This window comes from Actinobaculum sp. 313 (assembly GCF_003073475.1).
GTDB lineage: Bacteria > Actinomycetota > Actinomycetes > Actinomycetales > Actinomycetaceae > Asp313.
Genome location: NZ_CP029033.1, coordinates 2,543,694 through 2,557,695, shown reverse-complemented (window position 1 = coordinate 2,557,695; position 14,002 = coordinate 2,543,694). Strand labels below are relative to the sequence as shown.

Annotated in this window: 13 protein-coding genes, 1 tRNA gene, 1 pseudogene and 1 riboswitch; of the genes and pseudogenes, 10 read left to right on the top strand and 5 right to left on the bottom strand. The window is 61.4% G+C overall.

Annotated features, from left to right (window positions below):
* Nucleotides 1–339: 339 nt before the first annotated feature.
* Complete coding sequence (locus DDD63_RS12295; protein WP_164505529.1) at nucleotides 340–513, bottom strand: hypothetical protein; 174 nt, start codon at nucleotides 511–513, stop codon at nucleotides 340–342.
* A gap of 266 nt (nucleotides 514–779) precedes the next feature.
* Between DDD63_RS12295 and DDD63_RS11060 the strand changes: the two genes are divergently transcribed.
* Nucleotides 780–1,235, top strand: coding sequence for a hypothetical protein (locus DDD63_RS11060; RefSeq protein WP_108716420.1), 456 nt, complete (start codon nucleotides 780–782; stop codon nucleotides 1,233–1,235).
* A 429-nt stretch (nucleotides 1,236–1,664) separates the two neighbouring features.
* Nucleotides 1,665–2,240, top strand: coding sequence for a phage portal protein (locus DDD63_RS11055; protein ID WP_108716419.1), 576 nt, complete (start codon nucleotides 1,665–1,667; stop codon nucleotides 2,238–2,240).
* Here the strand turns inward: DDD63_RS11055 and DDD63_RS11050 are convergent.
* Complete coding sequence (locus DDD63_RS11050; RefSeq protein WP_108716418.1) at nucleotides 2,198–3,406, bottom strand: IS110 family transposase; 1,209 nt, start codon at nucleotides 3,404–3,406, stop codon at nucleotides 2,198–2,200. The two genes, DDD63_RS11055 and DDD63_RS11050, sit on opposite strands and share 43 nt — an antisense overlap.
* Before the next feature lie 241 nt (nucleotides 3,407–3,647).
* Here DDD63_RS11050 and DDD63_RS11045 point away from each other — a divergent pair, with 241 nt between their 5' ends.
* Both DDD63_RS11045 and DDD63_RS11040 read left to right on the top strand, forming a co-directional pair.
* The gene (locus DDD63_RS11045) at nucleotides 3,648–4,838 is read left to right on the top strand and encodes an EndoU domain-containing protein (protein ID WP_108716417.1); all 1,191 of its coding nucleotides are present in this window, start codon (nucleotides 3,648–3,650) and stop codon (nucleotides 4,836–4,838) included.
* A gap of 15 nt (nucleotides 4,839–4,853) precedes the next feature.
* A complete protein-coding gene (locus tag DDD63_RS11040) occupies nucleotides 4,854–5,108 on the top strand; it encodes a hypothetical protein (protein WP_108716416.1) in 255 nt (84 codons plus the stop codon).
* Here DDD63_RS11040 and DDD63_RS11035 read toward each other — a convergent pair.
* The 3 genes from DDD63_RS11035 to DDD63_RS11025 form a co-directional block, all read right to left on the bottom strand.
* Nucleotides 5,105–6,355 (bottom strand): IS1249 family transposase, encoded by a 1,251-nt coding sequence (locus tag DDD63_RS11035; RefSeq protein WP_108716415.1) that lies wholly within the window; start codon nucleotides 6,353–6,355, stop codon nucleotides 5,105–5,107. The genes DDD63_RS11040 and DDD63_RS11035 overlap by 4 nt on opposite strands.
* 295 nt (nucleotides 6,356–6,650) lie before the next feature.
* A complete protein-coding gene (locus tag DDD63_RS11030; RefSeq protein ID WP_108716414.1) occupies nucleotides 6,651–7,802 on the bottom strand; it encodes a site-specific integrase in 1,152 nt (383 codons plus the stop codon).
* A gap of 95 nt (nucleotides 7,803–7,897) precedes the next feature.
* Nucleotides 7,898–7,968 (bottom strand) — tRNA-Gly (locus DDD63_RS11025).
* An 84-nt stretch (nucleotides 7,969–8,052) separates the two neighbouring features.
* On the opposite strand from DDD63_RS11025, the pseudogene dcd reads away from it, so the two are divergent.
* The 6 genes and pseudogenes from dcd (at nucleotide 8,053) to DDD63_RS10995 (ending at nucleotide 13,942) form a co-directional block, all read left to right on the top strand.
* Nucleotides 8,053–8,645, top strand: a pseudogene (dcd, locus tag DDD63_RS11020) (dCTP deaminase).
* Between the two features lie 216 nt (nucleotides 8,646–8,861).
* Nucleotides 8,862–9,158: a hypothetical protein gene (locus DDD63_RS11015; RefSeq protein WP_125482525.1), complete on the top strand. Its 297-nt coding sequence runs from the start codon at nucleotides 8,862–8,864 to the stop codon at nucleotides 9,156–9,158.
* A gap of 213 nt (nucleotides 9,159–9,371) precedes the next feature.
* The gene (locus tag DDD63_RS11010) at nucleotides 9,372–9,656 is read left to right on the top strand and encodes a DUF4235 domain-containing protein (RefSeq protein WP_108716412.1); all 285 of its coding nucleotides are present in this window, start codon (nucleotides 9,372–9,374) and stop codon (nucleotides 9,654–9,656) included.
* 311 nt (nucleotides 9,657–9,967) lie between these two features.
* Nucleotides 9,968–10,131, top strand: a riboswitch (TPP riboswitch).
* A 44-nt stretch (nucleotides 10,132–10,175) separates the two neighbouring features.
* On the top strand, nucleotides 10,176–11,228 hold the full coding sequence (locus DDD63_RS11005; RefSeq protein ID WP_108716411.1) for a thiamine ABC transporter substrate-binding protein: 1,053 nt from the start codon (nucleotides 10,176–10,178) through the stop codon (nucleotides 11,226–11,228).
* A 193-nt stretch (nucleotides 11,229–11,421) separates the two neighbouring features.
* Entirely contained in the window at nucleotides 11,422–13,086 is a 1,665-nt protein-coding gene (locus DDD63_RS11000; protein ID WP_108716410.1) for an iron ABC transporter permease, read from the top strand.
* Entirely contained in the window at nucleotides 13,076–13,942 is an 867-nt protein-coding gene (locus DDD63_RS10995) for an ABC transporter ATP-binding protein (RefSeq protein ID WP_108716409.1), read from the top strand. The genes DDD63_RS11000 and DDD63_RS10995 overlap by 11 nt, the downstream gene beginning before the upstream one ends.
* Nucleotides 13,943–14,002: the final 60 nt, after the last annotated feature.

The window sequence follows — 14,002 nt, the reverse complement described above, 5'->3', positions numbered from 1 at the left end:
CAGATACGAGACGAATAGTAAGACGCAATGACAACAGAACACTCCCTCATCTGAGGGCGGTGGACTGGAATCATGGTGCGCCCCAGTCCACCGCGCCGATAAGTGTCAGTGGTAGAGGCTACTTGCAAATCCAATAATTATAGCGGTCTTTCGCCCATGGGTGCTGGACGGCCCAGAGTTCAGCGACGGACTTTTGATGAGCTTTGGTGCGGATAGATTCTTTAGTGCGATTATCCATCCGCACGGTCGAGCCGTGACAGCGGCCTACTGTGTAGTAAGAGCGGACCCTGGCGTTCCAGAATCCATATTCCCACGTCCCCCCTTCGACTGGATACTGTTTCAAGGGCCGTAGGCAAGCCATGCGGGCTGGATTTGATCATCGGTGATCTCTGACTGTGTTGTTGAAGGGACGGGGTTGTCGCTAGTGGTTGTTGCCTGTGCAGGAAGCACCATTGTTCCCAAGGCAAGAACGGAGCTTGTGACTCCTGCGAGGATTCGATGTTTGATTCGCATCGTATTCTCCTTTGAACCCGGTAGGTGTGGCGCTGCTCGTCAGCGAACCATGCTTGCACGCTAACCGGTTACAGAATACTATCGCGATAGTAGGTTGCGCGCAAGTGAGTGTTCGTAGTGGCCGCATTCAAGGGAGGGTCCGCACCGCGCGCCGTCGTTCGAGGTCTTTATGTAAAGGGTATCCAACGGTGTGACTGTGGCACGTTCTCATGGATAGAGAGCCACGTCGTTGCAAGGTGGCAAGCCACCGGTGATAGTGTTTGGATATGAGTGAATCGTATGCTGAGCAGTCCAACGCGGCTGGCGCGTTTCCTGACCAACCGCGTGGCGGTGATGCGTTTGCCGACCGGCCGAATAACACCGGGTCGTTTTCCAGCGGGTCGCGCGATGGTTGGGACGCGGCCTCGGGTAGCGGTCGGGGGTCGATGCCCCGCTACGGCGAGCCCTCGGGTCGGTCGTATTCACAGGCTCCCTATCCGAACGCGCAACATCCTTATCCGTACGAGCATGACAAGACGCTGACGGTGGTCGGCTTGGTGCTGGCATTCTTCATCCCCTTGGCTTCGATTATTATCGCGGTACTTCAGCTCAGCGAGTTGAACCGGTCCAACGCGGTCAATAGAGACACGCTGGTGCGCATGAATAAAGCGACGCTTTGGATCAATGCTGTCGTGATGTTCCTGGCCGTCATTGTGGCCCTGGCGATTATGTCAGCGGCTTAGCGTGATTGCACATGATCGGCGTCTGCCCCCATTAGTTCCTCGCACCGCTGACCTCCAGGCTGTCAGCGCCCTGGTGTGCTTACTACTTGATCGGCGCTCCCGCCCTATCGGACGGTGAGATATGTGGGTCGATTTGGTGGGCATGAGGGGCGACATGTCAAAGAGTAACTCGGACCTCGCGAAAGACAGCGGCCGTCTTTCGGACTGCTGCTGGCCCGACCGGCGCTGATTTTGTCATTACGGTCCCGACCGCAGCTAGCGGGACCAGCGGTCACCGGCAACTGACTGCGATCCGTAACTAGCGAGACCCGCTCCGAACTGGACCAGCAGTGATCCGCAGCTAGCTAGACTAACGTTGGTCGGCAACTAACTGCAACCCGCAGCTAGCGGGACCAACGTTGACCCGCGACAAGTTGGACCTCTGCGGGCATGGACAGGATCCCGCAACAGTCGATGCAGCCGTTCACGGAGCAGTTGCGGGAGTTAGCGGCAGAGTTCGCTGGCGCAACGTCCCTGCCCCTGTCCGCGTTGGGTATCGTGCAGGATAATCCTTCGTCGGCGGAAGCGATCTATGCGGCGAAGGAAGAGCTGGTGATTGAGACGACCGCTGCGAACCGTATCTACGGGTACGCGCTAGCCCGTGTCTATCAGAACGCGGTTATGCTGCGTGATGGTCTGTCTGAGCCGTCTGGGGAGTTGGCTGGTCTGTCGACTCGGTGGCGGAACCCGGCCATGCCGTCCACTGTGTCCCAGTCTGATGCGATGGTTAAGCAAATCTCTGCAATACCGGCGCTTGCTGAGACTGATGTCGCGTTGGAGGAGTTGGGGTATACGGCTGAGCAGATCGCCCGTATTCGCGCTCAGATGGCACGATCCCAAGCCAAGCAGACCCTTATGGAGGTCCTGGCTGACGCTGACACTACTACCAGCGGTGATGTTGGGGGGTGCCCCTATGTGGTTTGTCAAGCGGCGGTGGGTAGTTGCTGTGCTGGTTGGGGGTCGTAGAGGGAGCCGTCGCGGATCATGGCGTATAGGGTGAGGATGCGGCGGTGGGCGAGGGTGAGGACGGCCTGGTTGTGGTGTTTTCCTTGGGTGCGTTTGCGTTCGTAGTAGGCGCGTGATGCGGGGTCAGAGCGCAGTGAGGCGAAGGCTGAGAGGAACATGGCGCGTTTGAGGCGCTTGTTGCCCGCGTGGGAGACGTACTCGCCCCGGATGGAGGAGCCGGAGCGCCGGGTGACGGGGGTCAGGCCGGCGTAGGAGGCCAGGTGGGCGCCGGTGGGGAAGGTTCTGCCTGCGGTTTCGGCCAGGAAGATGGCTGCGGTCCTGGCCCCCACCCCGGGCATGGAGGTCAGGACCGGGTAAAGAGGGTGGGCCTCCACGAGGGCCTCGACCTGGGCGGCGACGTCACGCCTCTGGGCATGTAGGGCGATGAGCTGGCGGGCCAGGTGGGGCAGCACCACGCCGGCCGCGTCGGTGCCAGCGACCACGACGGTCTGCTTGCCCAGGGTACCGGTGATGGCCTGCGCCCAGGCGGCATGGCGCTTGGCGCCCTTGGCTTTGAGCTTGGCGTCGATCCGCGCCCGCCCGGCCTTGCGCAGGTCGGCGGGTGTGGGCCAGGCGGCGATCACCTCCAGCACACTGTCGTGTTCGAGCCACTTGCCCAGCACAGTCTCGAGGGCTGGGTGGATCTGGGTGTACAGGCCCCGGATCCGGTTTGCGGTCTGGTTGACCTGCCGGGCCAGGTCCAGGTCAAACCCAGTCAACATCGACAAGGATGCGGCGTCCTCATCCGAAGTGCTGATGGACCTGAGCGTGTGGGGCATGGTGCGGGCCGCCTCGGCGATCACGGCCGCGTCCTTGGCGTCGGTTTTGGCGTTGCCCGGGGTCAGGTCCGCGATACGGCGCATGGACAGGCCGGGCAGGTAGCCCATCATGATGCCCATGGCCTGAGCGACCGCCACTGCCAGGGCACCGATCGTCGCTGGCTGATCCACAGCCACCAGGACCCGACCGTGCTCACCGAGCCGTTGGTAGATCTCGCGCAGCCGGTCCTCGCTGTTGGGCAGGGCCTTGTCGAACAGCTTCTTCCCATCGCCGGTCAGGGCCGTGGCCCAGTGCTCGGCCTTGCCAACGTCGATACCGACGAAGACCTCCACATCCTGAATATTCACCTTTCCGCATCCTTTCGTGCGTTGTTGGGTCAGCCTGTCAGGCAGACAGCCCCGCACCCACGTTACGAAAGGACTCGCGTCAAGCGGTCCGTTCCCCTAATCAGCGATCACCATCCGCCCGCCACCACCGGTGACAACATCCCCCGGATCATCAAACGACAGGGACACGACATCATGCCGGAAGCGGCTGGCCCGGTCCCAGACCACCCGGGACCACCAACAAGGTAACGGGTGAAGACGTGTGACGACGCTGCGGGACGTGCAGCGCCTGCGCGGGGCCACAACACGAGTCACGCGCTTAGCCCGGCAGGATCTGCGGAGATTCTGGGCACGTCTGGATTTGACCCAACCGGAGCTTGTCCGTGAAGCCCTCATTACCTTCATGCCTGTCTTGGTCGACCGGTATGGCGACATTGCTAGTACGGTCGCGGTTGAATGGTATGAGGATGTGCGTGAGAAGGTTGCAGGACTGCCACGCTACGCGCCGGTGATCGGCAAGAACATCCCCGATGAGGCCATCGTGGAGACGACCAAGTGGGCGGCCGGGCACCTGTGGGGTGACAACCCGGCCGATACGCTCCGTGTCCTCAACGGCAGTATGGACCGGTGGATGAAATACTCCCAGCGGGACACGATCCGCCGCTGTATTGCTGGGGATCCGTCCAAGCCCCGTTGGGCGCGCGTCCCGCAGGGCGCTAAAACCTGCGCTTGGTGCACGATGCTCGCCTCCAGGGGCTGGGTGTACACGTCCCCGCAGAAGGCAGGTGACGCCTCCCATCGGTTCCACGACCACTGTGACTGTGAGATCGTGCCCGAGTGGGATAGGAGGGCCGTCCACTTGGAAGGGTACGACCCGGACCGGTACTACGCGCTCTATACGGAGGCCCGGGAGGCTGTTGGCGGGCCGAATCCGAGTCTGAATGATATTGCGGAGCGGATGCGTGTATTACATCCCGAGCAGTACACGGACGGGAAATGGCCGAAGTTGCCTACCGGGGCCAGCTCGGACGGGACGCTGCAGGCCAGCGTGTATGAGCAGTGGAGGCGCGACATGGCATTCGTCCACCCACCCGGTGCGGATACGTCACGGTTCAAAATCCCACCCGAACGCATGTCAGAAATCCCGGGCGGCTGGCCCTCCGACGTTCCACCGCTACGTGTCCGAGAATGGAACCACATCCTCTACGGCGATAAACGCGGCGGCGGACACCTGACAGGTTACGGGTGGACGCACGACCGGCCAGAGTTCCCTGCTGACTGGACACCGCAGGTCATACGCGATGCCACAGAAACCGTGCTGCGCGAGAATCCTCTGATACACCGAGGAGGACCCGTATACCGCAGTGATGGCACTGTCAACGGAGTGTCATTACTCGTGTATGTAACGCGGAAACAAGGTAATCTCTATATATCTGGAGTGTTCCCAACCTGAGGAACGAGGTGACACATGGATCCGCTGCAATTGCTCAATGACATGCTCTCCTATCAACCTGACATGGAGGACGTCATCCATGAGATCGCTGAGCTAGACCCATCCGTCGCTATCCGGTCACTGTTGGACGCCTTATATGACGACCGGATCCAGATCTCTCCTGACCTGCTGCATCGCCTCGGTGAGTATTGCGATGGTAGCTACTATCTAGAAGAGAGCTACCGTGATCTTGCTGAGTTGCAGAAAGAGCTAGCGGCTGACGCCGCCTAATTCACTCTGCTGGTTCTGGCTTTAAGCCCGTACGGGTTAATGGACAGAATGTGGGTCTGTTGTCGGCGTGTTGGGGTTATTTTTGGTGGTGTCCGGCCCAGCCTTTGTGTATTGAGATGTTGTCTTCCCAGGGTGTGTGGGTGTTGATGGTGGTGTCGATCTCGACTGGTCCGTCGTGTTCGGGTGTGGGTGTGGTGGTGTTGGTGGTGTTGGTGGTGAAGTTTTCTAGTGGTTGGGGTGTTATTGAGCGGGTGTAGAGCCAGTAATCGATGGCGGTGAGCATGTGGTTGTGGCTCCAGCCGCGGTGGGCGTGTAGGAAGGTTTTTTGGGGGTGCGTTGATGCCGCCTTCGAGTGGGTTGGTTGTTGATGCTAACGGGTCTGATACGTCAAGGTCAGGGTCGAGGAAGGTGAAAAGAACGCCGTCTTTGATATAGCGGTCGAGGGAGTGGACGATGGTGCGGGTGTGTTTGTGGGTGTACCACCACTTTTTGTTATGACGGGCAAAACTCGGGATGTGGCTGGCTGGGACTTGGTCGCGGTAGGTTTTCTCAGCTAGCCAGTCGTCGTAGAGCTGATGGAAAGCGGCTAGGCCCTTTTGCCAGGTGATGGCGTGGTCGGGGGTGGTGATCGTGGTCAGGTCGCGTCCCAGGCGGTAGAGGGCTTTGTGGGGCTCGGTTTTGGGGCGTGTGGTGGTCACGCGGCGGATATTGCGTTGGATGTGGACGAGGCAGCGTTGGATACGTGTGGTTGGCCAGCAGGCTCTGATGGCTGCTAGGGCGCCTGTGCCACCGTCGGTGGTGACGACCATCGGGGCGGGAATACGGGTCAAGAGTGCTTCGTAGGCGGCTGTGGACTCGCGGTTGCATAGTTGGTAGGCGATCACGCCTTGGATGGTTGAGGCGACAAGGAGGCAGTAGCCGTAGCCGATATAGGTTCCATCGATGAAGACCTGGTCATAAACCTGCCCGGTTGTGCCCCAGATGGGGCGGGTATCCCAGCACCAGGCATGGGTACGGTCCCAGGTACGAATCGAGCCGCTCAGGCAGCGTTTGGGGGCAGTGTCGGTGACGTAGTCTAAGAACTCTCGGAACTGTTTGTTCCGTGCTTGCCGATCGCTGCTAGCGGTGAAACTGTGCTGGCATTGCTTGCAGTACCAGCGTTGCGTGCCGGCACTGGTGGTGCCTTTCTTCTTGCACGGTCGACAGCAGATAGGGCATAAGCGGGCATGGGAATGGACAGGCTTCACACCATGTACATATCCACGGAAAAGTCAAGCAAGGCCAAACCTTAAACCCCCAGACCTCAACAACCACCACTTTCACCCACCACACCAACCCAAACCCAAAGTATTAGACCCACAATCTGTCCATTAACCCGTCAAGCTCCCGAGACCTGGCAGCGGCGCCGCCATGTACTGGTCATAGGTGGCGGCGACGGCGTCGAGCTGGCCGAGGACACCGCGACCGACTAACCTGCCCTTCCCCTGACTATTCCGGCCCTATCCTTCCATGCGGGAGGATAGGGTCGGCTTTTCATGCCTACTATTCGATGAGTGGCACGGCCGGTGCAATCGCGGCCTCCATGGCTTCCGCCGCACCGGCCCACGCGTCCTGGGACAAGTGCCCATACGTGTCCACCGTCGTCGTGATCGACTCATGTCCGAGTCGGCGTTGGATCACGGGCAGGGGTACACCGGCGGCGATGAGTGTAGACGCGTGAGAGTGCCGCAAATCGTGCAGGCGAGGACGGACGGCGAGCCCCGCTGCCTCACACGCCGGATGCAAATACCGGTGAGTCAAATGCTCCGCACGTAACGGGCCTGTGCCGCTGGCCGGAGGGAATACTCTGTCGCCGTCGGCGAGACCGTCTAGGAGTGGTGTCATGATGCGCACTGTTGACTCGGGCAGGGAGATGGTCCGGTAGGCGGCCTTGGATTTCGGCGCCCCAATATACCGGCGGCCGCCGTCGCCTCGCTTCCATGCTCGAGAGATCCTCACAGTAGGCGGCTGTGCTTCTAGTGAGAAGTCTGCTTTGATGAGCGCGGTGGCTTCACCCCAGCGCATGCCTGTCGTATACAGCAAGACGATCAGCGGGTGCAGTTGTTCTAGCAGGTGTGTGAGCATGCGTGTGAACTGGTCAGGTGTTAGGAAGACCATTTCACGGCGTGGCTGGTCATCAGCGATTTTCACGCCGCGAGCCACATTTGCTGGGATGACGCCCTGTTGCACCTGCCAGTCAAGCACGGAGGACAGGAGTCCGTGCGCGTTCCGGATTGTCTTCGTCGCGTATGGCTTCCCGTTCCTGCTGGTCTGGTGGCGTTGCCACGCGACCCATTCTTCGACGTGCCGACGCGTGAGGGCTTGGATAGGGAAGAAGCCGAGCCGGGGAAGCCAGTAGCGTTCCGCGACTCGCCGGTACTCCCAGCCCGTCCCGCGGGCAGTGTGCGACTCTATGTGGGTGATGTAGTCATCCAGGGCTGCCTCTACGGTGATGATCTGGGGTGTCGTGGTGGTGACTTCCCGGATTCGTCTGGCGTCGGCGCCGCCGACACGGTCAACTAGGTCAGCGAACTGGTAGGCGTCTTCGATGCTTTCGAATGATTCGTTGACGGGGTTGCTGTTGGGGCGGAGTCTGAAGCGGACCCGGAAGACGGGGGTGCCGTCGGATCGTATATGAGTGTGTATGTGCGCCATCGTCACCTCACTATGCCAAACCCACCTGTGTCACGGGCTGTGTCACGCAGCTAAAAGCCTACCACAGAAACGTTGCTATGACGCGGCAAAGTCAGAGCGGGCGACGGGAGTCGAACCCGCCTCTGAAGCTTGGGAAGCTTCCATTCTACCGATGAACTACGCCCGCAGAATGCTCTACTGATGGTACCGGTTGACCGGCCCGGGAGCAAAGCGGGCTGCAAAATGGCGCGCGTCGTGCCACAATCGGAACGTGCTTCTCTCTGATCGCGACATTCGCAGTTATGTAGATGCCGACCGTATCTCGGTCGAGCCGTGGGACCCTGAGATGATCCAGCCGTCCTCGGTGGACATTCACCTCGACCGCTTTTTCCGACTTTTTGATAACCACAAGTATCCGGTTATCGACCCTGCCGCCGACCAGTCCGGTTTGACTCGTATCATTGATGTCGATGCCGATGGAGAGTTTGTTCTGCATCCGGGTGAGTTTGTCCTCGGCTCCACTTTCGAAGTGGTGACCTTAGGCGACGACGTCGCCGCCCGGCTGGAGGGTAAGTCCTCCTTAGGTCGCCTTGGGTTGCTCACCCACTCCACCGCAGGGTTCATCGATCCGGGTTTCTCTGGCCATGTGACCTTGGAACTCTCGAATACGGCGACCATGCCCATCAAGCTTTATCCGGGTATGAAGGTCGGTCAGCTGTGCTTCTTCCGTCTTTCTTCCCCTGCGGAGAGCCCGTATGGGCACGGGCATTGGGGTCCCGTTATCAGGGCCAGCGCGGGCCGACGGCGTCGCGCTCGCACCTCGGTTTCCATCGGGTCGACGTGGGAAACCAGCCGCTGGATTGAGAGACGGGCACCGAGGTGGGTGCCTTTCAGGCGTCGGTCCCCGGTCGGGCGCTGGTGTTGGGCCTGCATTTCCATTCCGGGCGGCCGACCTTGTTGGGTCGGTGTCAAAATCCCGTCCAAACGAAAGTCGGCCCATCGAGTCGACCTGCGAAATCCGCGAGATTCCGCCATTCTTTAAATTGAGAGATTCCACATTGTCATCGTTTGGACGGGATTTTGACACATGACAGTCAGAACCGCTATGTGGTTGACGGGTGCCAGGTGGCGGGTCTGTCTGGCGTGTGGGATGTGAGCGGCGAAGAGTTGGACGCCCGGCTCGCCGTATGGTCCACGCGGATACAACAACAAGAAGTGGGCACGTGGGCCGGGGTGCGGCGAGTTGGCATGTGGGCCGGGGTTCGGCACGACGAGGTTCACGGGGTGCACTCGCAGTTGGAGATGACGATCTGCCGGGTACGCGGTTTCGACGCCGAGGAAATGACAGCTGGGAGGGTCCTGATTCACGGCCGCTAGGCATCGATTCAGCGCTGCCCGAGCGTCGATTTAGTGCCGCCCGAGCGTCGATGCCGGAGGCGCTGCAGCTAGTGGGCCGGTGAAGAAGGTTCGTTCCCGGACGCAGTTCCACTAGACTCCTTCTAGGAAGTGAACGGCAGACCAGATCAAGGATGTCAACTTCTAGGATGTCAACGGCAGGCCAGCCACCTGGCTCGCCGAGAGAGGACCAAAATGGACATCGGGTGGAAAGTAGTCAGCGCCGGTGCGGGTATCGTTTCCGGACTTGTCGCTAACAAGGCCGTTGATGTGCTGTGGAAGGGTGTCACTGGCAAACAAAGCCCGCGAGAAGACGACAATCTCATCGACCCGCTGCGAGACGTGCTGATCTTCTCCGTCATCTCGGCAGCGGTGGGCGCTGCGATCAACCAAGTCGTTATCCGCCGCACGGCGAAGTGGTATGGCATGGACCGCGCGTTGGCGGCCATAGGTAAAGGTGTGGCACAAGCGGAAGGCTGATGCAGTCACCCGAGCGGGGCGGGTCTGAGTTCACCCGGTCCATCCGCGATCAATACGGACTCGACCGTACTCACAGCAAGCCGCTGTTGATATCCCGTCTGCCCGTCGTTGACGTCCGATCTTGGCAAAGTTGATACCCGACCCGCCGTCGTTGATATCCGGCCTCGGCACGTTCGACGTCAGACTTCCGCATGGTCGACATTCGCCCTCCGCTGAAAGCCGTCCCCGGCACGAGCGAAACCCGACCTCAGCGTGATCGTCTCAGGGCGTACCGACCGGAGGTCTCCGCCCACTCCGTTTTGCTACGATGGAAAACACGACAGGGGAGCGCCCGAAGGGTGTCCCGGAGGTTGCAGTCGAGGTGTCAGCGCCACGGCCGCAACCCGGGACCCGCAGGAGAGCGCTGAGAGTGCGAAAGCAGACCCTCGAACCTGATCCGGTTCATACCGGCGAAGGAAGTCGAGTCCTTCTCTCCCCACCGCAAAGGGTGTGGTGGGCCCTCCAGAGATGGAGGAGAACATGTCACGTTCCCACCGAGCGGTGCTCGCCGCTCTTACCACATTCACGTTAGCCCTCGGAGCCTGTTCTGCCGCCGACCAGCGGTCGAATAATTCCGGCACGGACGGCACCGCCCAGAAAACCGTCACGATCCTGACGCATGATTCCTTCGCCCTACCGGATGAGCTCGTGCAGCGCTTCGAGGAGGAGTCCGGCTACACGCTGAAGACCACATCGCCCGGCGACGCCGGCGTCGTCGTCAACCAACTGATTCTCACCAAGGATCACCCGACGGTCGACGGCGTGTACGGTATCGATAACTACTCGGCCCACTCAGCTCTTAACGAGGGTGTGCTGGTCGCGTACACTTCCGATCACCTGCCTGACTCTGCAGAGCAGTACGTGCTGGACGATGCCCTCACGCCGATCGATATGGGTGACGTATGCGTGAACGTGGACCATCGCTGGTTCGCGGATCACGGCATGGAAGAGCCGGAAACCTTAGCCGATCTGGCGAGGCCGGAATACGCGAAACTGCTGGTGGTGGAGAATCCGGCGACGTCGTCGCCGGGTTTCGCCTTCCTCACCGCAACTATCGCCGACGCGGGGACCGACGGATACCTGGACTACTGGGCGCAGCTGCTGGAGGGTGGCGCAAAGGTCGACGACGGCTGGTCGGACGCCTACTACACCGACTTCTCCGGAGCAGACGGCCAAGGCGACTATCCGCTCGTGGTGTCATATGCGTCGTCGCCCGCGGAAACAGACGGAGCGACCGGATCGCTGGAGGCCACCTGTACCCGCCAGGTGGAATACGCGGGCGTGGTGGCAGGGGCGACCAACCCGGAAGGCGCGCAGGCATTCATCGATTTCATGCTTTCCGACGACGTGCAAGCCGCTCTGCCGGAGAGCATGTATATGTACCCGGTGAACTCCATGATCGACCTGCCGGAACAGTGGGCGGCGAACGCATCCCTGGCAGAGAGCCCGCTGCTGGTGGACCCGCAGGAGGTGGCCTCCCAGCGGGAGACTTGGATCAAGGACTGGACCGAGCTGTTCGAGAGTCGGTCGTAAAGGCCATGACGAAACCATGTGACGCAAGAGTGCAGGCTCGTACGGTTCGGCGTTTGCACTGCCGAAGCGGCTCACCGTGGCAGGGCGCTACGGCTTGCCGACTGCGGGAAGGCAGTGCGCGCCAGCTGCGGTGCTTCAGCGCTGGATTGGGGCCGGGATATAGCGCCGGACACCAGTTAGGCCGTAACGCCTGATGTCGGCGAGAATCCTGACGCGCATCTTCTGGGCGCTGGCCGCGCTGGTACCGCTGGCTTTCCTGGCGGTTTTCTTCGCGTCGCCGGTGCTCGCCATGCTCGCAAGGGGATTCTTTGCCGACGGCTCCCTGAACTTCTCAGCCTTCGCCGAGGTGCTGGGCAGCGGCCGCACGTGGCGCATCGCCTGGCAGACGATATGGATGGCGCTCGCGGGCACCGCAGGATCCGTGGTGCTCGGGATTCCGGCCGCCTATGTGTTATACTGCTGCCGTTTTCCGGGCAGGCGCCTGCTGCGGGCAATTGCCACCGTCCCCTTCGTACTGCCCACCGTGGTAGTTGGTGCGGCTTTCCGCGCTCTGCTGGGTAAGGGCGGTCTTTATTCCTTTGCGGGTTTGGATGGCACGCCGAATGCTGTGGTCTTGGCCCTGGTCTTCTTCAATCTTTCGGTAGTGATCCGCACCGTGGGCACCATGTGGCTGAGCCTGGATCCGCGCACCGCCGAGGCCGCCCGCACGCTCGGAGCGCGGCCCTGGCGCGTCTTGCGCACCGTGACCCTGCCGACGCTTGGGCCGTCAATCGCCGCTTCCGGTGGATTGGTATTCCTTTTCTGCGCGACGGCGTATGGCGTCGTGCAGACGTTGGGCCGCCCGGGCTACGGCACACTAGAAACGGAAATCTGGGTACAGACCTCCACCTATCTGGATCTGCGCACGGCGGCGGTATTCTCCTGCCTGCAACTCACCGTCGTCGTATTGTCCTTGCTCATCTCGCGCCGTATGAGCCGAGGAACGGATGTCGCCTTGCGGCTGCGCTCCGGATCGGAGCACCGGTTGCGTCGGCCCGACCTGCCCGCCCTAGTCGTCACACTCGTGGTGATCGCGGCGCTGCTCGTGGCACCCATGGCCTCCCTCGTGGTGCGATCCTTGCGGCGGGACGGTCAGTGGAGTGTGGAGAACTATCGCCTGCTCTCCACCTCTGGTTCCGGCTTCACCGGTGGGGCCACGGTGCTTGACGCGCTGAGCCACTCAGTGCGGATCGCCGTGGACGCCACCTGTATTGCGCTGGCAGTGGGGATTCCACTTGCACTGGTGCTTTCGCGGCGGGTGAGGTCCCGCAGGCTGGCACGCGCGCAGGCACTACTGGACAGTGCCGTCATGCTGCCGCTGGGAGTTTCGGCCGTCACCGTCGGTTTCGGTTTCTTCATTTCCTTGCAGGGGCCACCGCTGAACCTGGCGGGCAACGGCATGCTGGTGCCGCTTGCGCAGGCTGTTGTTGCCCTTCCCCTTGTGGTGAGGGTGCTTGTGCCGGTGCTTCGGGCCATTGACCCACGCCTGCGCGAGGCGGCGGCAACGCTGGGCGCCGGACCCGGCCGGGTCCTTGCCACCGTTGATTTTCCCTTTATGATTCGAGGTTTGGGGCTTGCCACGGGCTTTGCCTTCGCGATATCTCTGGGCGAGTTCGGGGCCACCAGTTTCCTGGCATCGGCCGATTACATGACCTTGCCGGTACTTATTGCACGGCTGCTGGGCCGGGCGGGCGCGAATAACTACGGTATGGCGATGGCCGCCTCGGTTATCCTCGCCGTGGTCACCGCCGGTGTGATGGCATTATGCGAGAATCTGCGGCCACGCGGGATAGAAAGGAGAAGCGCTCATGGATTCTGAGCGAGGCGGTACGCCGCCCACGCCCGTTAAGGAGGGGCGATCCGCGCCACCGGTCCGTTATGGGTTGGAGTTGCACGACGTCGTCGTGACGTATCCGGACGGCTTTGAAGCAATTCATGGAGTTAGCCTCTCCGTCGACGACGGCGAGATCATCGCGCTACTCGGCGCCTCCGGCTCGGGCAAGTCATCGCTGTTGCGTGCGATTGCCGGGCTGGAAAGGGTGACCTCCGGTCAGGTGTTGATGGCGGGCCGTGAGGTAACTCGCCTACCTGCCCATTTGCGCGGATGCGGCATGGTTTTTCAAGACGGGCAGCTCTTTCCCCATCGCAATGTCCGCCGCAATATTGCCTACGGGTTGGAGAGGCCTCGGTCTTCAGGGGCAGAGGAGGAGGCGGACTTGCCTGCCTCCGGTCGGGAAACCACCAGACCGGACGGCCAGCCTACTTGTGAAGCTGATTATCGCGCTGCGGGGTGGTTGCGGCGGCGTCGCCTCAGGCGTTGCTCCATCAACGCGGAAGTGGATCGACTCTTGGAACTGGTCGGCTTGGCCGGATACGGCGAGCGTGCCGTCACGACGCTGTCGGGAGGGCAGGCACAACGTGTAGCCCTCGCGCGATCACTTGCCCCACGCCCTGCGGTCCTGCTACTGGATGAGCCACTTTCCGCATTGGACCGCGCATTGCGCGAGGAACTCTCCGCCGAACTGCGGCGGATCCTGACGGCGTCGGGAACATGCGCGGTGTACGTGACGCACGACCACGAGGAGGCCTTCACCGTGGCGGACCGTGTGGCGCTGATAGACGACGGTCGTATCACCCGGGTGGGAACAGTGGCGCAAATCCGAGGCGAGCTCTGACATACGTAAAGCAAGGAGTCTGCTGGCCGGGGCACGAACCGGTTTCATTGAGGGCGAGGT